20 protein-coding genes and 1 pseudogene are annotated in these 23,656 nt (G+C 63.2%); 14 read left to right on the plus strand and 7 right to left on the minus strand.

What is annotated here, in order from left to right:
• The first annotated feature begins 72 nt into the window (after positions 1-72).
• Positions 73-345 carry a hypothetical protein gene (locus tag J7I86_RS07430; RefSeq protein ID WP_214818521.1) on the plus strand — a complete coding sequence of 91 codons (273 nt, stop codon included), beginning with the start codon at positions 73-75 and terminating at the stop codon, positions 343-345.
• 188 nt (positions 346-533) lie between these two features.
• Here J7I86_RS07430 and J7I86_RS07435 read toward each other — a convergent pair whose 3' ends face one another.
• Entirely contained in the window at positions 534-1,445 is a 912-nt protein-coding gene (locus J7I86_RS07435; protein WP_286179468.1) for a phosphatase PAP2 family protein, read from the minus strand.
• A 154-nt stretch (positions 1,446-1,599) separates the two neighbouring features.
• Here J7I86_RS07435 and J7I86_RS07440 point away from each other — a divergent pair, with 154 nt between their 5' ends.
• Genes J7I86_RS07440 through J7I86_RS07455 form a run of 4 tightly spaced genes read left to right on the plus strand, consistent with a single transcriptional unit; the run spans position 1,600 to position 6,303 of the window.
• Positions 1,600-3,018, plus strand: a complete 1,419-nt coding sequence (locus J7I86_RS07440; RefSeq protein WP_214818526.1) for a sugar ABC transporter substrate-binding protein — start codon at positions 1,600-1,602, stop codon at positions 3,016-3,018.
• Positions 3,015-3,980: a carbohydrate ABC transporter permease gene (locus J7I86_RS07445; RefSeq protein WP_214818529.1), complete on the plus strand. Its 966-nt coding sequence runs from the start codon at positions 3,015-3,017 to the stop codon at positions 3,978-3,980. The genes J7I86_RS07440 and J7I86_RS07445 overlap by 4 nt, the downstream gene beginning before the upstream one ends.
• A gap of 8 nt (positions 3,981-3,988) precedes the next feature.
• Positions 3,989-4,861, plus strand: coding sequence for a carbohydrate ABC transporter permease (locus tag J7I86_RS07450; RefSeq protein WP_214818532.1), 873 nt, complete (start codon positions 3,989-3,991; stop codon positions 4,859-4,861).
• Between the two features lie 20 nt (positions 4,862-4,881).
• A complete protein-coding gene (locus J7I86_RS07455) occupies positions 4,882-6,303 on the plus strand; it encodes a glycoside hydrolase family 32 protein (protein ID WP_214818536.1) in 1,422 nt (473 codons plus the stop codon).
• A 93-nt stretch (positions 6,304-6,396) separates the two neighbouring features.
• Here J7I86_RS07455 and J7I86_RS07460 read toward each other — a convergent pair whose 3' ends face one another.
• Both J7I86_RS07460 and J7I86_RS07465 read right to left on the minus strand, forming a co-directional pair.
• Complete coding sequence (locus J7I86_RS07460; RefSeq protein WP_214818539.1) at positions 6,397-7,467, minus strand: LacI family DNA-binding transcriptional regulator; 1,071 nt, start codon at positions 7,465-7,467, stop codon at positions 6,397-6,399.
• Positions 7,468-7,544: 77 nt separating this feature from the next.
• On the minus strand, positions 7,545-8,174 hold the full coding sequence (locus J7I86_RS07465; RefSeq protein WP_286179469.1) for a DUF2510 domain-containing protein: 630 nt from the start codon (positions 8,172-8,174) through the stop codon (positions 7,545-7,547).
• 114 nt (positions 8,175-8,288) lie between these two features.
• On the opposite strand from J7I86_RS07465, the gene J7I86_RS07470 reads away from it, so the two are divergent.
• The 5 genes and pseudogenes from J7I86_RS07470 (at position 8,289) to menD (ending at position 14,268) form a co-directional block, all read left to right on the plus strand.
• Positions 8,289-8,891 carry a hypothetical protein gene (locus J7I86_RS07470; protein ID WP_286179470.1) on the plus strand — a complete coding sequence of 201 codons (603 nt, stop codon included), beginning with the start codon at positions 8,289-8,291 and terminating at the stop codon, positions 8,889-8,891.
• A gap of 61 nt (positions 8,892-8,952) precedes the next feature.
• Complete coding sequence (locus tag J7I86_RS07475) at positions 8,953-9,969, plus strand: o-succinylbenzoate synthase (protein ID WP_214818545.1); 1,017 nt, start codon at positions 8,953-8,955, stop codon at positions 9,967-9,969.
• A 78-nt stretch (positions 9,970-10,047) separates the two neighbouring features.
• Positions 10,048-12,135 carry a PhoX family phosphatase gene (locus J7I86_RS07480; RefSeq protein ID WP_214818547.1) on the plus strand — a complete coding sequence of 696 codons (2,088 nt, stop codon included), beginning with the start codon at positions 10,048-10,050 and terminating at the stop codon, positions 12,133-12,135.
• A gap of 186 nt (positions 12,136-12,321) precedes the next feature.
• A pseudogene (locus tag J7I86_RS22720) lies at positions 12,322-12,519 on the plus strand (hypothetical protein); the annotation flags it as partial.
• 39 nt (positions 12,520-12,558) lie between these two features.
• Entirely contained in the window at positions 12,559-14,268 is a 1,710-nt protein-coding gene (gene menD, locus J7I86_RS07485; protein ID WP_214818554.1) for a 2-succinyl-5-enolpyruvyl-6-hydroxy-3-cyclohexene-1-carboxylic-acid synthase, read from the plus strand.
• Positions 14,269-14,801: 533 nt separating this feature from the next.
• Here menD and J7I86_RS07490 read toward each other — a convergent pair.
• From J7I86_RS07490 to J7I86_RS07505, 4 genes are all read right to left on the minus strand, one after another.
• Complete coding sequence (locus J7I86_RS07490; protein WP_214818557.1) at positions 14,802-15,596, minus strand: amino acid ABC transporter ATP-binding protein; 795 nt, start codon at positions 15,594-15,596, stop codon at positions 14,802-14,804.
• A gap of 11 nt (positions 15,597-15,607) precedes the next feature.
• Positions 15,608-16,399: an amino acid ABC transporter permease gene (locus tag J7I86_RS07495; protein ID WP_214818561.1), complete on the minus strand. Its 792-nt coding sequence runs from the start codon at positions 16,397-16,399 to the stop codon at positions 15,608-15,610.
• Positions 16,400-16,497: 98 nt separating this feature from the next.
• Positions 16,498-17,295, minus strand: a complete 798-nt coding sequence (locus J7I86_RS07500; RefSeq protein ID WP_214818574.1) for an ABC transporter substrate-binding protein — start codon at positions 17,293-17,295, stop codon at positions 16,498-16,500.
• Positions 17,296-17,453: 158 nt separating this feature from the next.
• A complete protein-coding gene (locus J7I86_RS07505; RefSeq protein ID WP_214818583.1) occupies positions 17,454-18,809 on the minus strand; it encodes an isochorismate synthase MenF in 1,356 nt (451 codons plus the stop codon).
• 91 nt (positions 18,810-18,900) lie between these two features.
• Between J7I86_RS07505 and J7I86_RS07510 the strand changes: the two genes are divergently transcribed.
• From J7I86_RS07510 to J7I86_RS07525, 4 genes are all read left to right on the plus strand, one after another.
• Complete coding sequence (locus J7I86_RS07510; protein ID WP_214818600.1) at positions 18,901-19,662, plus strand: demethylmenaquinone methyltransferase; 762 nt, start codon at positions 18,901-18,903, stop codon at positions 19,660-19,662.
• A gap of 27 nt (positions 19,663-19,689) precedes the next feature.
• A complete protein-coding gene (locus J7I86_RS07515) occupies positions 19,690-21,033 on the plus strand; it encodes a geranylgeranyl reductase family protein (protein WP_214818615.1) in 1,344 nt (447 codons plus the stop codon).
• A 9-nt stretch (positions 21,034-21,042) separates the two neighbouring features.
• The gene (locus tag J7I86_RS07520; protein WP_214818630.1) at positions 21,043-22,146 is read left to right on the plus strand and encodes a polyprenyl synthetase family protein; all 1,104 of its coding nucleotides are present in this window, start codon (positions 21,043-21,045) and stop codon (positions 22,144-22,146) included.
• 574 nt (positions 22,147-22,720) lie between these two features.
• Positions 22,721-23,590: a type IV toxin-antitoxin system AbiEi family antitoxin domain-containing protein gene (locus tag J7I86_RS07525; RefSeq protein ID WP_214818642.1), complete on the plus strand. Its 870-nt coding sequence runs from the start codon at positions 22,721-22,723 to the stop codon at positions 23,588-23,590.
• Positions 23,591-23,656: the final 66 nt, after the last annotated feature.

The raw sequence follows: 23,656 nt of genomic DNA on the forward strand, positions 1-23,656 counted from the left end.
CACGATCAACCGAGTGCCTCCCCGGCGCACATGGCGCAGTTTTGCGAATCCACCCCCCACCAATGAAGGGCAGTGCTGATCGTTGTGCACATCAAAGAATTCTGGGACCAACTCTCTCCGGACACGCAGCAATGGCTCATCGAAAACCCGGGAACCATGATTGTGCCGCGGACCGTCACCGCGATTATCAATGGCCAAACAGGGGAGAGCGACACCGCGGACGTTCATGGCGGTACGGCGCTTACTGACGAGGATCGTCACTTCATCCAGGAGCAGGCGCACGGGAGCGGGGCGGCATCCGCGGAAGAGCCCAAGTTCTTCGACTCGGTTGGCCCGGAGGACTAGGCTCCCGGGGTGGCGCTCCCTTAAGCGCCGATCGCCCCCGTAACCTCTGGTGCGTGGGGCGGGAACGGGTGCGCCGTCGTCGTGTACGTGGTGCGTGGGCGCGAGCGGGTGCGCCGTCGTCGTGTAAGTGGTGCGTGGGCGCGAGCGGGTGCGCCGTCACGGTCGCAGCGGTCGCCCCACCGAGCGCTTCAGCCCTTGCGTGCCGCCAGACCGAACAGCCACGTGCCGCCGAGTGCTGACAGGTACCCGACGATCACAATGAAGGCGGTGCCGGCCCAGAAATAGTCGATGGTGCTGTCAGTGCTGAGGCCCGGCATGACTTGGAGCAGCGAGTAGGCCGCAACAAAAGCAGCGATCACCAGCGCCGCAACCGTGAGCCAAACCCATAAGCGCGAGGCGGCCCAGTGTTCGCCGTACCCCTTCCATACGTTCCAGCTGTTGCCGGTGCGCAGGATGAGCCATCCTGCCGGTAGCATCACGCCGGCCACCACCAGGAATGCGGCCACGACGTCGGCCGGGCGGTGCCACTGGTTGATGAGCGTGGAGACGCCTGTTGCTACGGCGAAGGTGCTGCCGAGGAAGCCTGCCAAGGGGCGCCAGCGGGGCGAAACCATAAGGAACACTGCTGCTGCTGCGGATGCTGCCAGCGTGGTGTGTCCGGAGGGTAGTGAGTTCAGTTCCAGGGTTTGGACGCCGCGGTCGGGCCGGTCCGGGATGAGGAGCTTGAGAATTTGCGTGGCCGCATTGGCGGCGATGCACGCTGCCACTGCGATTCCGGCGGCGGTCCAGCGTTTGCGGGCGACTGTCACGAAGAGCACCATGACGGCGGCGATGGCCAGCGAGAGCATGGGGAGCATGTCCAGGAATTCTGTGGAGGCCCTGCCGGCTGCTCCGGCCAGCACGGTAGCTTCAACCAGTGCGGACTCGTCGATGAACTGGCCTGCAGTGGTGCGCACAAAGAAGTAGTACGTCGCAGCCAGGCCAATGGCGCTGGCAATAGTGGCGAGGCAGAACAGGAATCCTGTGCCTGTACCTGCGTCGCGTCCTTGAAGCGGCCGTTTGCTCGACCTCCCGCTGGTGCGGAATTGCTGGGAACTCATTCTGACTAGACTGCCACAGTTCTCTGGACGGCTCGTGTGAGTCTCCCTCATGCCTGACGGGGGCGGTTAGACCTCGGCAACATTCCTGTGACGCTTGACACGTGTTAGGTGATGAGAATAGGCTTCCTAACACGTGTTAGGGAAGGAAATCTACATGTCGGGAACCAACGGAGCTTTGCGTGAATTCACACGTAGGAGTGCCCTCACAGCCCTCGGCGCAGGAATTGTTGGAGTCACCGCGGCGTCGTGGCCGCGCCTGACCGGGGCCGACATTCCAGGTCGCGGAGACAACAGCCTCAGCATCGCCATCATGGGCACCGCCGCAGACGCCGCAGCCCGCCAGAAGGTCATCGACGCTTTCGCCAAGGTCCACCCCGAAATCAAGGTCAAGGTCCAGGCCATCCAGGCTGTTGACTGGAAGGACTTCTTCACCAAGATCCTCACCATGGTTGCAGCAGGCACGCCGCCGGACGTCGTGTACGTAGCAACGGAAGGCGCCCAACTCTTTGCCGAGAAATTGGCGCACCCTTTGGATGAGTACCTGCGCCGCGATGCCGACCACATGCGGGAGTACTTCGAAGACGTCCACCCCAGCCTGGTGGAAGCGTTTATGTACAAGGGCAGCCTGTTCCAGCTGCCCATCGACTGGAACGCCGCCAACATGTACTACAACACCACCGCGCTCAGTAAAGCGGGACTGGACCGGCCCTCCGACAACTGGACGCACACGGACTTCCGCAGCACCCTCGCGGCCATGAAGAAGGCCAATCCCAAGGACTTCACCCCGTACTACTGGACCAACCGCCTCTTCGGTGGAGTGGTGCCGTGGCTCTACGCCAATGACACCAGCTTCCTCAAGGAAACCAAGTCCCCGGGTGGCGAATGGCTGTGGGACGGCTTCTATGCCAACGACTCCTCGCGCAGCCTTCGCTCCGGTGGCTACCAGTGGCTTGAACCCAACGCTGATGATCCCAGGGTCTTCGAATCCTTCGACTACCTCCGCGGACTCGTGAAGGACGGGCTGGGTGTCCGGCCCGAGGAAGGCGGCGGCAGCGCACTGATCGGCCTCTTCGCCTCCAACAGGATAGGTACGACGCCGGCGGGCGGCTATTGGGTCCAAGGCCTCCACGAGGCGGGTATGACGGAGAACGACTTCGACGTCCAGTTCTTCCCGAAGTGGCGGGGCCAGCGCCACCAGTTCGGCACGGCAGGCTACGCGATCATGAAGACCGCCAAGGATAAGGACGCCGCCTGGGAATGGGTGAAGTTCAGCTCCAGCCGTGAAGCCATGCAGATCGTGTTCCCCACACCGAACACCACGCCCGCTCGTCGATCCATGGTCAACAAACAGCTTTATGCGGGAACGGGTCCACGCAACTGGAAGGTCTTCTACGACACCCTGGACAGGTTCCCCACCACAGGTCCCATTCCAGCACCGCCCCAGCAGGCCGCCGTCGAAACCGCCCTCATGAAAAACGTAAGTCTGGCTGTCAGCGGAGACGAGCGTCAGCTCAAAGACGCCCTCAGTTCCATGCAGCGCGATCTTGAACTGGCCCTGAGGAGGCAGCCATGAGCACCGCAACCAGTACGCCAACGGGGACGGGGAGCGAGCCGGGCCGTCGCCAAACCGCCCACAAGAACGGGCAAGTCTCCAAGCGCGGCCGCGTGCAGCAACGCTGGCTTCCCTGGGCCTTCCTGGCACCCACCATCGCGGGCATGGGCATCTTCACGCTGCTGCCGATCGTCGCTTCGATCGCACTGGCATTCTTCCGCTGGGACATCATCTCCGCACCAACGTTTGTGGGCTTCGACAACTTCGCCGAGGTAGTCCAGGATCCCACCGTCCGGGTGTCATTCCTGAACACCATTGTGTTCGTGGTGGTGGCTGTAGCCCTCCAACTCGGACTGGCACTCGGCCTGGCGATCATGGTGCAGGAGAAACTCCCGGCCTGGCTCAGGGTGTTCTTCCGCTCGGCCTTCTTCTTCCCGCTGATCCTGTCCGCAGCATCGGTATCGATCTTCATGCGGTACCTCTTCAACGAACAATTCGGCGTGGTGAACTGGTTGCTTTCCATCGTTGGCATCCCAGCGGTCCCGTGGCTGACGACGCCCACCGGGTCTGCCGCCGTCGTGATTCTTGTGTATGTGTGGCAGAACTTCGGGTTCTCGTTCCTGCTGTTCATCGGCGGCCTCGCCTCCATTCCGGTGGAGACCTACGAGGCCGCGTCGATTGACGGCGCGACGGGTTGGCGAAAGCACTGGTTCGTCACGCTGCCCCTGCTGAGCCCCACCACCCTGGTGGCCTCGGTCATGGCGATCATCAACGCGCTGCAAGTGTTCGACCAGCCCTACGTGCTCACCCGAGGTGGACCCGGAGACTCAACGCGAACAGCCGTGATGGTGATCTTCGAATCCGCGTTCCAACGGCTTGAGTTCGGCGAGGCCTCGGCAATCGGCGTGATCCTGACCCTGATCATCATGGCCATCACCGCCGCACAATTCCGGCTCAGCAAACGATTCGTCTTCTACCAGTAAGGCCCGCCATGACTACCATTCAAGAACGTGTCACCACCACGGCGCCTGTAGTGAAGCGGAAGAAGCGCGACTGGTCGGTGGCCGTCCGCGTCGTTGTCTTGCTGATCGCGTCCGTCTTTGTTCTCGGCCCTGTGTTGTGGACGTTGTCCACCTCGCTGCGACCGCCGTCGGAATCGTTCCAGCTGCCGCCCGCCTTCCTGCCGCTGAACCCGGACCTCACCTCCTACGAGCAAGTGTTCAAGCAGCTCAACATCGTGGCCCTGGTGGTGAACAGTGCGTTGGTGACCGGCTTGATCGCGGTGGGGCAGATGATCACCGCCGCGCTGGCCGGCTACGCCTTCGCGCACCTTAAGTTCCGGGGGCGTGGCGCTCTGTTCTCCATAGTGCTGGCCACCATGATGGTGCCCGCACAGGTCACGATCGTTCCCGTGTTCATGCTGATCCGCGGCGTAGGGCTCTCAGACACGCTGCTGGCGCTGATCATTCCGGCCATCCCGACGGCGTTCGGCACCTTCCTGATGCGCCAGTACTTCATGGGGTTGCCGGGTGAGCTCGCTGAAGCGGCCGCGATTGACGGCGCCTCGCCGTGGCGGACGTTCCGTTCCGTGTACGCACCGCTGGCCATGCCGGGCCTGGCGATCGTGGGCATCCTGGCGTTCAACTTCCACTGGAACGAGTTCTTCAGGCCACTGATCATGACCATTTCCGAGCAGAACTTCACCCTGCCGCTGGGCTTGGTCTCGCTCCAAGGCAACCTCGGCACCGGAAGCATCTCGGTGGTCCTGGCCGGCGTTGTCCTCTCCATGATTCCCGCGCTGGTGGTGTTCATGTTCGGCCAGCGTGCGCTGCAGGACGGGCTCACCGCAGGCACGGGCAAGTAACTCTTTTGAAAGGGGTTCCAATGACGGACCTTGCACTCTCTTCCTCTCTGGCCATGGCGGCGACGCACCCGGATCCCGCATTCCCGCGCTTCCACTCGCGGCCGGCACAAGGCTGGATCAACGACCCCAACGGCATCAGCTACATCAACGGCCGCTACCATGTGTTCTTCCAGTACAACCCTTCGTCCGCGCGGCACTCGCAGATCAACTGGGGCCATATAAGCTCTCCCGATTTGGTGCGTTGGGAAGAGCACCCAGTGGCACTTTCGCCTCAAACAGGCGGCCCCGACTCCGCCGGATGCTGGACTGGCGTGGTGACCTCCGACGACGGCGTGCCCACCGCGGCTTACTCCGGCATTAAGGACCACGGCGGTCACTCGCAGGTGGTGATTGCCCGTGGATCGGCCGATCTGGTTTCGTGGAAGCAGGACGGGCACGTTGCCGCCTCGATGCCCGCGGATCCGCTGGTAACCGCAGTGCGGGACCCCTTCATCTTCCGCTTCAACGGCGCCCGATACGCCATGCAAGGAGCAGGCCTCTCCGACGGGCGCGCGGCGTTGCTCTTGTACACAGTGGAGTCCCTTGACGACTGGAAGTACCAGGGGATTTGGCTGACCACTGCCGATCCCGTGGCTGCGGCTCATACGCCGGCCGAGATCTGGGAATGCCCGCAGCTGGTGGAGGTGCCTGTAGCTTCGGGTGGTTCCGCCTGGGTCATGATGTTCTCCCTGTGGCTCTCCGGCGACGACCACGAGCACGTCAACGGCGTAGGGCACCTCATTGGATCCCTGTCCGCAGACCCTGTGTCCGGGTTGCCGGTGTTTGCGCCTTCCTCCGGTGGGAAGTCCGATCTTGGCCGCGACTTCTATGCCCCGCAGATGATGCAGCTCGCTTACAGTTCGGCTGGTTCTTCTCCTGCGGCGCTGCTGTGGGGTTGGGCCAACGAAGGGCCCGGGCGCGACGGTCGCCGGGGCCGTACGCAAGAAGAAATCGACGACGCCGGATGGTCGGGTGTGTTGACGCATCCCCGCGTTGTGTCTGTGGTTGACGGGGCGCTCGCCGTTTCTCCCGTGCCTGAAGTTGATGCGTACCGGGGTGCTGCTGTGGCTACGGGTGCTGTCGGTTCGGTGGTGGTTCCGGGATTCGCTGAGGTATTGGTGAGGGGTGCTTCTGTTGCTGGTGACGGTGGCGGCACTGGCCCTGGTTCCGGTTCCGTGGAGTTGGTGCTTGGCTCAGGAGCCGACGCTCAGCCGGTTTACTCCGGCTCCCTGGCTCCGGGCGAGGAACTGCGGATCTTCATCGATGCATCCCTTGTAGAGGTATACCGTTCGGGCTCCGTCGCCACGACCCTCCGGGCCTACCCGGCTCCGGGGGAGGAATGGCAGCTCGCCTTGCCCGCCGGCGCGACTGCCGACGTGTGGGAGTTGACGCTCCCGGCGTAGGCGGTAGGCCGGCGTCGTGCGCTTGCTGTGGGGCCTGTTGTGTGTGCTTGGCGTGTGGGTTGGGGCGCAGAGTGGGCCTCACAACGAGCTGTGTCAGCGCGTGGGCGCGGGACCGGTGGACTCACGCACCACCAACCGGCAAGGGACCATCGTTTCTACGGTGGTTCCCTTTCCTGCTTTGGCCGCACCTTCGATTTCGTTCGTGCCCTCGATCGCGTCCAGCAGCGTTGTCATGGCGGCGCGCCCGATTTCGCGTAGGGGCAACGCCATGGTGGTGAGGGAGGGAACCATGGTGTCGGCGATCCGGGTTTCGTCGTCATAGCCCATGATGGACAGGTCCTCGGGAACACTAAGTCCCAGGCGCGCCGCGGCGAGGGTTACACCAACGGCCAAGCGATCGTTCGCGCACATGATGGCCGTGGGCCGATCGGCAGGGGACACGCCGTCGAGCAGTTTCATAGCGCCGCGGAAGCCGGCGTCGATATCCCAACCGGCCATAAAGATCCGGTCCTCCTGGACCGGGATATCAGCCGCGGCGTGAGCGTCCCGGTAGCCCTGAACACGCAGCGGGGCCGCGGGCGAATCCTCCAAGCCCGCAAGCAGCGCGATGTCCCGGTGGCCAAGCTCCAACAAGTGCTCCGTGGCCACCCTGCCGCCAGTGACCTCGTCCGGAATGACGTGATGCAGTTGTGGTTGGGGGTGGTCGTCGTAGCAGTTGGCAAGGACCGAAGGGACGCGGAGCATGCCGTGCGGAATCTCGATGGGTTTCAGACCGACAGTCACATACATGAGCCCATCAACCTGCCGATCCAGGAGGGTTTCAATGGCGCTCGCATCCCTGGCGGTATCGCGTTCGGTGTCCATCACCACTGTGACGAAGCCGCGGGCGCGGGCAACGTCGTCGGCGCCGCCGATGATGTTGCCGTCAAAGGGGCTGACCACTACTTCGTCAGACAGGATCCCGATTACCCGCGACCGCTGGTTGCGCAAGCTCAGGGCTATGGCATTGGGGGAGTAGTTCAACTCCACCGCAGCCTGCCGGATCCGGTCCTGGCTTTCCTTGGCCACGTTCCCGTCGCCGCGCCCGTTCAGAACCAGCGAGACCGCGCTCCTGGACACGCCCGCCCTCTTGGCGACGTCCAGTGCGGTGGCCTTGCGGTTCATGGGAAGTCCTTCCGTCCTTATTGTCAGCAGTCTACCTAACGCGTGTGAGGCTGCGCCTCGACGCTTTGGCTCCGGTGCTATGTCGCCACGGCGTACGCCAACTGCGAGTACATGGACTGCATGAAGTTGGACATCCAGATGCCGGTGATCACCATGCTGATCACAAACACGGCGATGGTGGCCCACACAGGCCACAGCCCACGCTTGGGCGCCACTTTGTTGACGATCACAGAGCGGCCGATCACGTACACAAGCGCGCTAAGGAATGCCCAAGCCCAGTGGAAAGGACGGACGACGCCGGACTTGAGAAGGCGTTGACGGTCAAGGAACGCGAACAGCACCGAGAGGCCGTAGGACAGAAAACTTGAGCCCATCAGCAAGAAATAGCCGGGGGTGTACATGGAGAAGGGGTCCATGGTGGTAACGCCCTGCCGGGTGGTGATCATTCGGAACTCCGGCTGCCAGGTCAGCAGGAATAGGACGGAGAGCAGCGGCAACAAGGTGATTGCCCAGATGAACGGGTTGTACACCGGCGTCTCCGGGCTGAGCTCGCGACGTGGCTGCTGAACGGGCGCCTGGAATTGGCCCTGAGCCTGAAACTGAGCCGGCGCTTGTTGCGCTGTCCACGCGCGTCCGTCCCACCACCGGACGAAACGCGGGTCCGAAGGGTCCGGGTACCAGCCGGGAGGCGTTGTGGAACCGGGCATTGATTGAGTCATTATTCCCCCGCATTGAGTCGTGGTTCTGAGAATATCGTGATTGCGGCCTCTTGCTTGCCTTGAGCCCCTCCCGGTCCTGTTGTGCCGGTGTAAGGATGGAGCATGAGCTTCTTCGATGACCTCCCCGAGCAGCCCGCGCGGCCGCGCGAACCGCAGCCTGCCCAGCCCGGATGGTTCGGCCCGCCGTCGGACGAGCTGCCCGGCATTGCACGCGTTGGCGGGTTTGTGTACAAGAGCCAGCAGATAGTGGTGGTGCTGAAACTTGGGGAGGTGTACTCCACGGGTTGCCTGTTCGATCTGGTGTGGACAGCGCAGCGGGGCAGCGAATCGGACCAGGAATGGCGAGAGGTGGTGGAGGAGAGCTACAACCATCCGCGGTCAAGCCTGGACACCCGGACGGGACTGGAAGTGGGTATCAGTTTTGCGGACGGACGCAAGGCTGTGGCGGCCATCCACGGGTCGTCGGCCTTCGACGACGCTGACGTCATCGGCCCTGTGCTGACAACCTTGGGAGGCGGTGGCGGCAGCAACAACTCCGAGTTTGTCCAGTTCACCGGCAGGTACTGGTTGTGGCCGTTGCCGATGGAAGACACCACCCTGGTGGTGCGATGGCAAGCATTGGGAATACCGGAAAGCTCGCTCGTCCTGTCCCGCGAGCAGTTGACTGAAGCGTTGGAGGGTGTGCGGAAGTACTGGGACGAGTAGCTTTTCCACATAGCCGAATTGGCCTGCATTCCGGATGGGAGGCCGCCGGTACAGTGGCAATATGCCTGCACTTCCCTCCCTCGAAGAACTCCTCGATTCCGCCCACGTAGTCTCGCTGCCAATGCGCGTGAAATTCCGCGGCATCATGGAGCGCGAGACTCTCCTCTTACGGGGACCGCTGGGCTGGGGCGAGTTCTGTCCCTTCCCCGAGTACGACGACGACGAATCCTCCCGCTGGCTGGCCTCAGCCTTGGAAGCGGGCTGGCTGGGGTCCCCCACGCCATTGCGGGACATTATTCCGGTCAACGCCACGGTTCCTGCCGTCGCAGCAGACCGGGTGCCTGACGTGCTGGCTCGCTTTGGGCGGGTTGATGCCGTCAAGATCAAAGTCGCAGAGCGGGGCCAGGAACTAGCCGACGATGTCACCCGGGTAAATGCAGTACGCGAGGCCCTTCCTGATGCTGCCATCCGGGTGGATGCCAACGGGGGATGGGACATAGACCAAGCCGTTGAAGCCTTGGGCAAGCTTTCCGCAGTTGGCCTCGAGTACGCCGAACAGCCCGTTCCCACCATCGAGGGCCTGGCCGAGGTCCGCCGTCGGCTAAGCGCAGCAGGCACACCAGTCCTCATCGCTGCGGACGAGAGCGTCCGTAAGGAGGAGGACCCCCTTCGCGTTGCCCGGGCCGGCGCGGCTGACCTCATCGTGGTCAAGGTCGCGCCACTCGGAGGAGTCGCACGCGCCCTGGACATTGTGGAGCGGGCCGGGCTGCCCGCCGTCGTAAGTTCTGCCTTGGACACCTCGGTGGGAATCCGTGCCGGGCTGGCTCTCGCAGCAGCGCTGCCGTCCCTTCCCTATGCCTGCGGCCTTGGCACCGTTTCGCTGTTCGCTTCGGACATCACGCTGGATCCGCTGGTAGCCGACGACGGCGCCATCCAGTTACGCGAGGCCGTCCCCGATCCCGGACTGCTTGAGCAGTATGCGGCAGCGGGGGAGCGCCGGGACTGGTGGATGGAACGGCTACGTCGCGTCCACGCAGTGTTGGCGCGAAACCAGCACGGTTTGTTCACCGGGTCTTAACCAGGGAGACCTCTCAGCTTTGGATTCCGCTGAAAGGCTCAGCGGGAACCTCGTACATCCTCTGGAAGGTCTACCCCCATGTCTGAAACCACCGGACGCACGTTTCCGCTGCTCCCCATGCTTGGCCACACAAAAGGCAAGCGCAGTGCCGTCACGTGTGCTTTGAAGTGCGACAACGCCTGCTCGGGCGATGTCTGCAACACCAGCGCCAACGGATACTTCCGCGACATCGCCTCAACCGCTATGTCCCGCCGCGCGGCCTTGGGGCTCGGTGCCGCAGGCGCGCTGGCGATCGTCCTCGGTGGCGCTGTTACTGGTGGCGACACCGCCGTGGCTGACCCGGGCAACGGGCTCTCCGATGCCGCGAAGAAGGGCTTCGAGAAGTCCAAGCTCAAGTTCACCGCCATCAAGCCCGTAGACGCAGCGGTGGATGCCTTCACCGTGCCCGAGGGGTTCGACTGGAAGCCGATCATCCGCTGGGGCGACCCCCTCTTCGCCGACTCGCCGGCCTTTGACCTCAACGCTCAGACCGCTGCAGCGCAGGCCCGCCAATTTGGCTACAACAACGACTACACGGACATCTTGCCGATTCCCGGTTCCAAGGATCGCCGTGCCGTGCTGTTCAGCAACCATGAGTACACCAATGAGAACATCATGCTCCCGGAAGGCTTCGACCCCGCCGAAGCGCGGGCAATCGGGCGCGCAGGGCACGGATTGGCCGTGGTGGAACTCGAGCGCAAGAACAAGAACAAGCCGTGGAGCTACGTCCAGGGCGCCCCCTTGAACCGACGCTTCCTCACGGACACTGTTTACGAGCTGACCGGACCCGCCGCCGGCACCAACCTGGTCAAGACCATTGACGACCCCGCCGGTCGCTGGATCAAGGGCACACTAGGTAACTGCGCTGGTGGAACCACACCTTGGGGAACCATCCTCTCCGGCGAAGAGAATTTCAACGGCTACTTCGCGGCCCCGGGCACAAGCGACAGCGACAAGCGCTACGGAATTTCCGCGAAGGCAACCACGCGCCAGTGGGAACTCGACGAGCCGCGTTTCGATACCCGCAACTCCGGCTACTCCAACGAGACCAACCGCTTTGGCTGGATCGTGGAAGTAGACCCGTTCGATCCCACCTCCACCCCCAGGAAGCACTCCGCCATGGGCCGCTTCAAACACGAGGGCGCCAACGTCATCGTCGCTCCTTCCGGGCGCGTAGTGGCTTACATGGGCGACGACGAGCGCTTTGACTACCTCTACAAGTTCGTCTCAAAGGGCAAGTACCAGGCTGGCGACTCCAAGGAAGCCCGCAAGAACAATATGAACCTGCTCTCCGAGGGCGACCTCTACGTGGCCCGCTTCACGGGTGACTCTCCCGCGGACATCGACGGTACCGGCAAGCTCCCCGCCGACCGCGCCTTTGATGGAACCGGTGAATGGCTTCCCCTGGTGGTCAACGGAACCTCAGCCGTGCCGGGCATGACCGTGCCCGAAGTTCTGGTCTACACCCGCCTCGCAGCTGACAAGGTTGGCCCCACCAAGATGGACCGTTGCGAGGACGTTGAACCGAACCCGCGGACGGGCAAGGTTTACGTGGCCTGCACCAACAACACGGACCGCGGCAAGCCGGGCAAGGAAAGCGCCACCGAGGTGAACCCGCGCAACCTGAACCGTGACGGCCACGTCGTGGAAATTACCGAAGGGCGCGAGCAGACAGGCACCAAGTTCAACTGGAACCTCCTGTTGGTTGCAGGCGATCCCGCCAAGAACACCTCCACCTACTTCTCCGGATTCCCGGCCAACAAGGTCTCGCCCATTTCCTGCCCGGACAACGTGGCCTTCGACTCCGTGGGCAACCTCTGGATCTCCACCGACGGCGCCCCCGGCACCATCGGCTACGCGGACGGCCTGTTCAAGGTCACCCTCGAAGGACCTGAGCGCGGCAAGGTGGAGCAGTTCCTCGCAGTTCCCCGCGACGCCGAGACCTGTGGTCCCATCATCCACGACGAAGAACGCACCGTTTTCGTCGCCGTTCAGCACCCCGGTGAGGACGGATCGTTCGCAGCCCAGAACTCCTTCTTCCCTGACTACGTCCCGGCCGGAGCCACGCCGGCCGCCGGTGCTGTGCGGGCACCTCGGCCCTCAGTAGTGCAGGTCTTCCGCAAGTAGCGCCTGCTTTCATTCGATACTGACGAATGCTCCCTCGCCCGTGGTCACGGGTGGGGGAGCATTTCGTCTCCCGTCGTTCTCTCACATCCCGCGTACTTGGGCCGGTCCCTCTCTCACATTCCGCGTGCTTGGGGCCATCGTTCTCTCACATCCCGCGTGCTTGGGGCCACTGTTGCGCAGACAGAGGCCCTTCAGCTGGCTGATCTGACACCGCTCGGTTCGCCCAGGTTCGCGCGCTTCGACCCTCCCTTCAAGCCTTGGTTCCTCCGCCATAACGAGGTAGTTCTGGGCGTCAAGGAACCCAAACGGCACCCGGGTGATAGACGGTTGGCCGGAAGGGCTAGGGATGTGAAAGACGGTTGGCCCGAAGGGCTAGGGATGTGAGCGAGCGTTCGGGTCCGGGAGCGCCAATAGACTGGGACGGTGACTTCCCAGGACTCTCTGACATCCATTGGCGCCGCACGGATCGCCGTTACCGCACTGCTCGACGGCGGTGTGCGGCACGTGGTGGTAGCACCAGGTTCGCGGTCAGCGCCTATGGCCTACGCGCTCGCGGAAGCTGAAGCCGCCGGTCGCGTTCGGATCCACGTCCGCATCGATGAACGTGACGCTGGCTTCACCGCGCTGGGACTCGCACTTTCCACCCAGGCTCCCGTGGCAGTAGTGACAACGTCCGGTACGGCGGTGGGCAACCTCCTGCCCGCGGTGATGGAAGCCAATCATTCCGCCGTTCCCGTGGTGGTGATCTCGGCTGACCGTCCCGAGGAACTTCACGGAACCGGGGCGAACCAAACCACCATCCAATTGGACCTTTTCGGCGAACACGTAAGATTCGCCGTCGCCGTCCCGGCCGGTGACCATCCACAAAAGGCTGTTGCCACTGCGCTTTACGCAGCCACGGGCGCCCTCGAAGATACCCCTCCGGGGCCCGTCCAAGTGAACCTCGCCTTCCGGGATCCCTTGGTTCCCGCTGGCGGCGACGCCCTTCCGGAAGCGGCGGGTCGCGGCGTGTTCCATTACGTCGCCGGTCCGCAGGCGCTGGACCTTCCTGCAGCATCAAGCGAACTCGCCGAGCGACGCACCGTAGTCCTCGCAGGCCACGACGCCGGGCCCGTAGCCGAAGCTTTTGCCCGCGCTCACGGCCTGCCCCTGCTTGCTGAACCTTCATCCAACGCACGTTTCGGGCCGAACGTCGTAGGGCCATACCGCGTCTTGCTGGCACACTTCGGTCCTGACTCGCCCACGCCAATTGAACGCGTCGTTCTGTTCGGAAGGGCAACTCTCTCGCGTCCGGTGGCTGCCCTGTTGGCCCGTGAGTCTGTTGAATCTGCGATCTACCAGCCCGTCCCTGTTGCCTGGTACGAGGCTGGCCGACGCCGCGAAACCCCTATCGAAACCTTGCCGGAACTCGCCGAATTCGCAGGCCGCGGCTCTGCCGATTGGCTCGATTCGTGGCTCCTCGCAGGCGCTGCAGCTCAGCACGGCCTCGACGGCGTGCTCGCGGGGGAGATCCACGCAAAGGGCCCATCGGTCGGGGCCACAGTCTGGGAGCATTCCCGCGGACAATTGGTGCTCGGTTCCTCCAACGGCATCCGCGACGTCGACCTCGCCGGCCAACCCCACCCCGAGCCCATCGCCACGGTTTACGCCAACCGCGGTCTCGCTGGCATCGACGGAACCATCGCCACGGCCACCGGCATCGCCTTGGGCAGCGGCCGCGAGACCACGGTTCTTCTGGGTGACGTCACGTTCCTTCACGACGCCGGTGGACTGCTCCTCGGCCACGGAGAACCCGTGCCCGACCTCCGGATCGTGGTGCTCAACGACTCCGGCGGTGCCATTTTCAGCCTCCTCGAACACGGGGCCGTCGAGGACTCAGGAGCCTACGGCACCGCCGTCGAGCGCCTCTTTGCTACCCCGCACACAGTGGACATTTCGGCACTCGCGGCGGCTTACGGCGTCGGACACCAAGCGGTAACCACGACGGCGGAACTCACCGCGGCCCTCAAGTCACCGCTGAAGGGGCGCACCATTGTTGAAGTGCGCGTGGACCGGGCAGATTTACGCGAGCTCCATGCACGGATCAAGGAAGCCATCTCGGCCGCAGTAGGCCAGGTCCTGACGGCGGGCTAGACCCCGGCCTCGGGTGGTTTGTGGGTTGGGCGCTACCGTTACCGCGGATCGCACCGGTAACCGTTGGTGTGAATGGCGCGTAAGGGTGCGCTGCGGGCAAACGAGGGGTGCGCCGGGCGGAAACGGGTGCGCCCGGCTGGGTGTGCACGTGCGGTGAATTCGTGGGTTGGCGGCGGAGTGGGGCTTCGCTACAGTTGCCGCGGATCGCACCCGTAACCGTTGGTGCGAATGGCGCGTAAGGGTGCGCTGCGGGCGAATGAGGGGTGCTCCGTGCGGAAACGGGTGCGCCCGGCGGGTGTGCACGTGCGCGACTTCGTGGGTTGGCGGCGGAGGAGTGGGGCATCGCTACCGTTGCCGCCGATCGCACCCGTAACCGTTGGTGCGAATGACGCGTAAGGGTGCGCTGCCGGCGACCGAGGGGTGCGCCGGGCGGAAACAGGGGCGCTCCCGCACCCACGGGCGTGCCCAACGCAAAAAGAACGGGCAGCACCCCAGAGAGGGGTACCGCCCGCCCGTTAGAACGAACTAGAGGGTCAGTCCTCCACCACGTCGATGTGCGTGGGGTCGAGGACGCGGCGCAGGAATTCCTTGGTACGCGGCTGGGTGGGGGCGCTGATGACGTTCTCCGCCGGCCCTTCTTCCACCACAACACCGGCGTCCATGAACACCACGCGGTCGGCAACTTCGCGGGCGAAGCCCATCTCGTGGGTGACCACCAACATGGTCATGCCTTCCTGGGCCAGCTTGCGCATGACGGCCAGAACATCGCCCACGGTTTCGGGGTCGAGTGCGGACGTGGGCTCATCGAAAAGCATGAGCTGCGGGTCCATGGACAGTGCGCGGGCAATGGCGACGCGCTGCTGCTGGCCACCGGAGAGCTGGTCCGGGAAACGGTCCGCAAGGTGTCCCAAGCCAACGCGTTCCAGGTTGTGGCGCGCCACCCCAGCGGCCTCCGACTTGGACCGTTTGAGCACCTTCATCTGGGAGATGGTGCAGTTGTCCAAGACGCTCAGGTGCGGGAACAGGTTGAAGTGCTGGAACACCATTCCGACGTTCCGGCGCATGCGGTTGAGGTCCACGTCCGGGTCTGTTGCCTCGAACTCGCCCACGTTGATGGTTCCCCCGTTGGGCTGCTCGAGCAGATTGACGCAGCGGAGGAGAGTGGATTTACCCGAGCCCGAAGGCCCGATCAAGCAAACAACCTGGCCCGGTTCTACGGTCAGCGAGATGCCTTTGAGGACCTCGTTGCTGCCGTAGGACTTCCGGAGATCCTTGATGTTTACGCCGGCGGCTTGAACGGTGGACGTGCTCCCAGTGGAGTTATTCATGACTGTCCTGCCTATCGCTTAGTCCGCGCGGAGCGGCTTTCGAACTTCCGTGCCAGGAGGCTCAACGGGATGGTGATGACCAGGTAGAAGGCACCAGCCACGAGCAGTGGCGTGAGGCCTGCACCAAGGCTGGAGATGCCGTCGCGGCCAAACTTGGTGAGCTCGTACTGGGAGGCGGTGAGGCCCAGGACGTAGATCAGCGAGGAGTCTTTGGTGAGCAGGATGATCTCGTTGGTCAGCGGCGGCAGGACGATCTTGAATGCCTGCGGGATGACGATTGAGATCATGGCCCGCCACTGCGGCATGCCTAGGGAACGGGCTGCTTCCATCTGGCCCTTGGGCACAGCTTGCAGGCCGGCGCGCAACGTTTCGGCGATGTAGGCCGAAGCCACCATGCCCAGCGAAACCATGACCACGATGTTGACGTCCCACTGGACACCGAACGCCAGGGGAACACCGTAGCCGAAAGCGATGAAGACCAGCAGCGCGGGAACTCCACGGAAGAACTCGATGTATCCGGTGGCGAGCCAGCGGTACAACGGGAAGGAGGAGAGCTTCATCAGGGCAAGCAGAAGGCCGCCTGACAAACCCACCACGAAAGCCAGCGCCGTGTAGATGAGCGTGTTCTTGAGGCCCACCAGGAAGATGTCCGGAAACATCGGCCCGATCTTGGAGAAGTTGAAGACGCTGGTACCAATGGTCTTCCAGTCCACAGCAAGGATCACTGCGACCACAGCCACTACGAAGATTCCGGCCTGGACGTACAAACTGACTTTGGCTCGTTGACGTGCAGTCATTGCCATGGGGTTCTCACATTCATGTTGCGCAGGTGGGGCCCCGAAAGGACCTGAACAGATCGTTTCGGGGCCCGCCTACGTGATCTTGGGAGCCGGAGCTCGGACTACTTGGTGGCTTCGCCGAACCAGGTGGTCTCGAACTTCTTCAGGGAGCCGTCATCGGTGATGCGCTTGAGCGTGGCGTTCACGGCATCCGCCATGGCGGTGTTGCCCTTCTTGATGGAGATGCCCAGCTTCTCGCCCGTTGCGTAGTCTTCAACGCGCTTGAGGTTGGAATCGTCCTTGATGGCGTAGCCCAGCACGGACTGGTTACCCACTGCGGCATCGATCGTGCCGGCCTTGAGGGCCTGGACCAGGAGGCCGGAGTCCTCGAACTGCTGGGCGTCGATTCCCTTGTCCTTGGCGTACTGTGCACCGGTGGTAGCCTGCTGGACGCCCACCTTCTTGCCCTTGGCGCCGTCAATGTTGCTGATGCCGGAGGACGAGGTAGCTACGAGGGTCAGGTCGTCGTCCAAGTACGGGGTGGAGAAGTCCATGACGCTCTTGCGGACATCCGTGATGGAGATCGAGGAGATCGAGACATCGCAGCCGGTCAGTGCCGTGCCGGTCTCGATTGCTTCGAAGGAGCTGTCCACCACGTTGAGTTCTGCCTTGACGTCCTTGGCGATCTCGGCGGCGATGTCCATATCGAAGCCTACGATCTTGCCGTCCTTCTGGAATTCGAAAGGCTCGTAGGGAACGTCCGAGCACACCGTGAACTTGCCGGCGTTGATGAGCTTGAGGCCCGAGTCCGAGGACGCGGCCGGAGTGGAGGAACCACCACAGGCGGTCAGGGCCAAGGCGCCTGCTGCGAGCACGGCGGCAATCTTGGTGCCGGACAGAACCGAACGGGAGATCTGCATGTTGTTTACCTTTTGTTGCGGTGGATGCTGAACTGAGTCGGTTTTAGTGTAGCGCCGAACGTGAGATGTGCATCACAGGAAACTAAGTTTCACTATTGGATAACAAGTTTACTCACTTATCAAGCCCGCCAAGAGGGGTCCTGTCTGGAATCCCAGAATCAGCGCTTGATGCCCAGGGCTTCCAGCATAGGCCGGAATTTAGCCCACGTTTCGGCCAATTCGGCTTCCGGTACGGAGCCTTCCACGATCCCGCAGCCGGCATACAAGCGCACCGTATTGGCGTCCTCGATGACAGCCCCGCGGAGTGCGATGCCCCATTCACCGTTGCCGGCGGCGTCCAGCCAACCGACTGGCCCGGCGTAGGGGCCGCGGTCCAAATGCTCGAGTTTTCGGATAAGGGCACCGGCTACCAACGTGGGCGTTCCGCAGACTGCCGCAGTTGGGTGCAGCGCGTTGATCAGGGCCAGGCAGGTGGGGACATGTCCCTCGATGTCCGCCAGCTCCGCCTTCACATCCGAGGCCAGGTGCCACACATTGGGCAGTTCCAGAATGAAGGGCTCGCTATGGGAATTCATGGCTTCCGAGAAGGGAGCCAGCTGCCGGGTCAGTGAATCAATGGCGATCTCGTGCTCATGGCGTTGTTTTTCCGAACCGGCCAGGACCCGTTCCGCATATTCCATGGGGGATCCGTCCATGCCGTCTGCATCGCGGCGATCCAACGTCCCGGCCAGCACGCGCGCCTGCGCAGTGCGCCCCTCCACCTGAATCAGCATCTCCGGCGTAGCACCTACCAACCCGTCTACACCGTACGTCCAGCATTCGCGGTACCTCGCGGCAAGCTGGCGAAGAACCTCGGCAGCGTTGACGCCCTCTGGAAGGTTAGCGACGACGTCGCGCGCCAACACGAGCTTCTCCAACTTTCCGGCGCGGATTTCCTCCACGCCGTTGGAAACGGCCTCCATCCAAGCGGCCTCGCTCAGGGATCCGCGGCTCAGGTGACCAGCCGAGCCGTTCGCAGCAATAGCGTCAGGTGAGAGTCCGACGTCGGGCCCTCCGGCGGCTGGACCCTCGCCGTTGGGCTCCGGCTCAGTAAGCCAGTGGTCCACGGCGGCGAGGACGCCGGCCTCGGTGAGGGGGCCGTCGTCGAACGTTAATTGGGTGGCCCAGGCGCGGCCATCGCGGATGCCAATCACCAGCTCGGGGAGAATCAAGCGGGAAACGTGAGGGGAGGTTTTGGAGAAGGCAAAGGAGCCGAAAGCCACCGGGCCAGTGCCCGGAACCTCCACCAGATCCGTGATTTCCGCCTCAATAATGAGGTGCCGCCACCAGATGTCGGCCTCTAGGAATCGCTCGGGGCCGGTGGCGTTGAAGCGGGTCAGCTCGCCGTAGCCAACCAGGCCGGCCTCGCGGCGGGACCAGCAGAGGACGTCGTCCCGCACCAGAAACGACGGCAGCCCCCCTGAGGATGATTCAACATCGAGGGGGACTGTCAAGGTGCGGAGCGTGCTCGTCATGATGGAACAACAGTACTCCCGTGCTCAGCCAGAATTTGAGCCGACTTCTACAGCGCAGCAAAGTCGGTTGAATGTCTGAGACAATTACAAGGTGAACCGAGCATCCTTGGAAAAGCGTCCGGACGAAGTTGCGACGATGTTTGATGATGTCGCCCCAAAATACGACGTCGTCAATGATGTCCTGTCCATGGGGCAGACACGGCGTTGGCGCCGGATCGTAGTTGATGCCATGGACGTCAAGGTGGGTCAGAAGGTCCTTGACCTCGCCGCCGGAACGGGAACATCCAGCGAACCCTACGCCGATGCAGGCGTAGACGTAGTGGCCTGCGACTTCTCCCTGGGCATGCTCAAGGTAGGTAAGCGCCGCCGCCCGGACATCGACTTCATTGCCGGTGACGCCACCAACCTGCCGTTCGCTGACAACAGCTTCGATGCTTCCACCATCTCCTTTGGCCTCCGCAACGTGGTTGAACCCCGCAAGGCCCTCGAGGAAATGCTGCGCGTCACCAAGCCCGGCGGCCGCCTGGTCATTGCCGAGTTCTCGCACCCAGTAGTTCCGCTGTGGCGCAACCTCTACACCGAGTACCTGATGCGCGCGCTCCCGGCCATCGCCACCAAGGTCTCCTCCAACCCGGACGCCTATGTGTACCTCGCCGAGTCCATCCGCGCCTGGCCGGACCAGGACCACCTGGCCCAGTGGCTCCAGGATGCCGGCTGGACGGATGTCACCTACCGCAACCTCAGCGGCGGAATTGTTGCCGTGCACCGTGCGCAGAAGCCCGCCGAACACCGCGAAAGTGTTCCCGTGGCCAAGCTCCGCCGCCAGATCAAGCCGCACCACCAAGCCGGCTAACCAGCACAGCCTGTTGATTAGGACGTCGTGAAAGTACTGATTGTTGGCGCGGGCCCGGCAGGGTCCACCGCTGCGTATTACCTCGCCCAGCAGGGCATCGATGTCACGGTGCTGGAAAAGACTTCCTTCCCTCGTGAAAAAGTTTGCGGCGATGGCCTGACTCCCCGGGCCGTCCGCGAAATTCAGAAGCTCGGGCTGCCTCACGCTGTCTCGGAGGGCTGGAGGCGCAACAAGGGTCTTCGCCTCATTGCCGGTGGCCGCACCATCGAACTGCCATGGCCCGAGGTCGCAGACTTTCCCACCTACGGCCTGATCCGGATCCGACTCGGTTTCGACGAGGACCTGGCCCGTCACGCCCAGTCCGCGGGCGCCGTCGTACTTGAACGCCACAGCGTCACCTCCGCGTTGACTGCAGAAGACGGCCGCGTGATCGGTGCCCGGGCTTCCATCCTGGACGAGTCCGGACGCAAGACGGGCGAAACGCGCGACTTCCACGCCGACGTCGTACTCGCCGCTGACGGAAACTCGACACGAACCGCCGTGTCGCTGGGTATGCACAAGCGTGATGACCGGCCCCTCGGCGTCGCGGTGCGCACGTACTTCACTTCGCCCAGGCACGAGGACGACTGGATGGAAGGCTGGCTGGAACTCCCCGGCAAGTCCGGAAAGCCGCTGCCCGGATACGGTTGGGTGTTCGGGGTTGGCGACGGAACGTCCAACGTGGGTCTGGGAATCCTGAATTCTTCCAAGGAATTCGGCAAGCTCGACTACAAGCAGGTACTCCGCGAATGGACCGCCGGGATGCCCTCCGAATGGGGCTTTACGCCGGAAAACCAAGTGGGGGAGATCCGCGGCGCAGCGCTGCCCATGGGCTTCAACCGCACGCCGCACTACTCACCCGGGCTTCTCCTGTTGGGCGACGCCGGTGGCATGGTGTCCCCGTTCAACGGCGAGGGCATTTCCTACGCGATGGAATCTGCCCGGTTCGCGGCTGAGTTCTTGATTGACGCTTCGTCGCGCTCGACTTCCGCCGGTTGGTCCACGCACGACGCCGATGCCCACCTTTCTCGGTACGCGGACTATGTGCGGGAGCAGTGGGGTTCACACTTCACACTGGGCCGCATGTTTGCCTCTCTCATTGGGAAGCCTGCCGTGATGAAGCTGGCACTGCGCACGGGGATGCCCATTCCTGTGCTCATGCGCTTTGTGGTTCGAATGCTCGCGAACCTCACGGATCCTTCCGCGAAGGGCTTCGAAGATCGTGTTATCCGCGTCCTCGAGATGCTGGTTCCGGCCACCTCCAACACTTCCGCTGCCCGCGCCCTTACGCCGGCAGGCTCCAACACCGCGGTTTCCGCAACAACTAGTTAGGGTTAACCCGTGACGAACTCTGCCGAACACAGCTGGACGCATGCCGGGCACGGCTTGCCGCAGACTGTTGAGCCTGCTCCCAACACCACTGCGATCGCAACGGGACTCCAACTGCCCGCCGGATTCGCCGCGATTGCCGGCGATGCCGAGCTCGGTCCGGCCATCACCACCAACCTTGCCCGGGTTGAGAAGAAGCTCCGCGAAGCCATCTCCAACTCCGATCCGTTGGTGGACGCGACGTCCCGTCACCTGGTGGAAGCCGGCGGCAAGCGCATTCGTCCGCTACTGACCCTGCTGTGTGCCCACCTTGGTGATGCTTCACGTCCCGAGGTTGTCCAAGCCGCTGTTGTTGTGGAACTGACGCACCTTGCCACGCTGTACCACGACGACGTGATGGACTCCGCGCCCTTCCGCCGCGGTGCTCCCACCGCCCACGAAGTATGGGGCAACTCGGTGGCCATCCTCACCGGCGACCTCATCTTTGCCCGCGCCTCCATCCTGGTGTCCGAGCTCGGTTCCCGTGCGCTGGGCATCCAGGCGCGGACCTTCGAGCGTTTGTGCCTCGGCCAGCTCCACGAAACCGTGGGCCCGCGCGAAGACGAAGATCCCGTGGAGCACTACCTTTCCGTCATCGCTGACAAGACCGGCTCCCTGGTGGCAGCTTCCGGCCAGCTGGGCGCGATCTTCGCCGGTGCCGACGAGTCTTATGAGGACCTGCTGGTGGAATACGGCGAGAAGGTTGGCGTGGCCTTCCAGCTTGCCGACGACGTCATTGATGTCACCGGTGTGAAGGTTAAGTCCGGGAAGTCACCGGGCACCGACCTCCGCGAAGGCGTTCCCACCCTGCCCGTCCTGTTGCTTCGACGGGATGCTGCTGCGGGGGATGACTCCGCTGCTGCACTGCTGGAATTGATCGACGGCGACCTGTCCTCCGACTCGGCTCTGGCTGAGGCCGTGGCCGGGCTGCGCGAGCACCCTGTCACCAATGAGTCCTGGAAGATCGCCCGCCAGTGGTCAGCCGAGGCCGTTGCGGCTCTGGATCCGCTGCCCGAGGGCGTTGTGAAGGCTTCGCTGACCAACTTCGCCCATGCTGTGGTGGACCGCAGCAGCTAGGTTTCCCTGTTTCCGCAGGCGTCCGGGCTTTCATAGTCCGGGCGCCTGCTTTTTTGTGCGGCGTCTTGGCCCCTGGCGGTCTTGGGCCTGCACCTAGACCACCCACTTTGAGGGCCTGAGCGAGATGACGCGCCGGTGATTGCGGCGTGTTGGGCGGTATGGGGAATCAAAGTGGGTGGTGGCCGCACGCGCCCAAGATGCAACCTCCGGGAAAAACGGAATGGCCCCGGCTCGCTGCAACGTTACGAGTCATACGCTGCACCGAACCGGGACCACAATCTCCGTTCGCATCAGACCCACCGGAGGCATTTAGTGGATCCGTGAAAAGTTTATGACAACCGTGTCACATATGCAACTCTGTGGGTCAAGGGATTTCTCTAAGCTGCAGCACGATTTACAGCCGAGCGCTGATCCTCTGCCACTGACTTTGAATCTGGAAAATGATGGACTCGCCGGACGCACGGTGTGTCGCAACGTTCCGGGCCAGCAAAGCCGGTGGTGGAGGTTCGCGCAGTTGTCCACATAGGGAACTTCTCAACAACGGCTGGGCCCCTGAGGAACACAGCATGGCTGTATGAACATCGAGAATTTCCTCCGGAGCCGGCTCGGAGCAGCCACCACTCGGACCCTGCTTAATGCCGGCTTTACTCGCCGCATGGTCGCAAATGCGGTAATGGACGGCCGAGTGAACCGCCTTCATCGTGGCGTTTACACGTCCAAGGAACCAGATCCCGACGTCGTGGCCGCCTTTCGAGCCGATGGACTACTGACCTGCATCTCGGCAGCGCGCTTCTATCGTCTGTGGAGCCTTAGGGACTCCGGCCCTCTCCATTTGAGCTGCAGTACGGGCCAAGCGAGACGGGGTGTAGTCCATCACGGAGCCTGCCTACACCCGGCTCACCCGTATCTTCCTGTGGCGGGAGTGGCCGATGTCCTGATCCACGCCCTCAGATGCCTGCCGGAACTTGAAGCACTCGTCATGGTGCAGAGCGCGGTTAGTCAAGCACTCCTGGTTACGGACTTCCTGAGGTCAAAGCTGCCGGGCAACCGGAACGGCAAGGTTCGCGAAACCCTGGATCTGGTTCTACCTCGGGCGGACTCCCTTTTGGAAGTGTTGGCTCATGCACATTTCACACGAGCAGGTCTCCGGGTACGTATGCACGTGGATGTACCCGGTGTGGGAGAGGTGGACTGTCTGGTCAATGAATGCCTGATTGTAGAACTCGACGGCGGCACTCACCTGGAGCCGAAACAGGTCAAGAAGGACCAATACAGGAACAACGCAGGCATGCGCGGAGGCCTGTTGACTCTCCACTACTACTACGACGACGTCGTTCACCAGCCGGAACGCATGGTGGGTGAAGTCCTGACAGTCCTGCGCAACAGGGAAGTCGGCCGCTTTGCGCCGGCGAGGTACGCGCCTTGGTGGGTTCCGCCGTCGTGACCTTCCGTCTGCCGCTGTACCGCCATCACCAACTTTGGCCGCAGACTTCCGGCGACACGCCCCCGC

It is taken from the genome of Arthrobacter sp. ISL-95 (assembly GCF_018613695.1).
Lineage (GTDB): Bacteria > Actinomycetota > Actinomycetes > Actinomycetales > Micrococcaceae > Arthrobacter.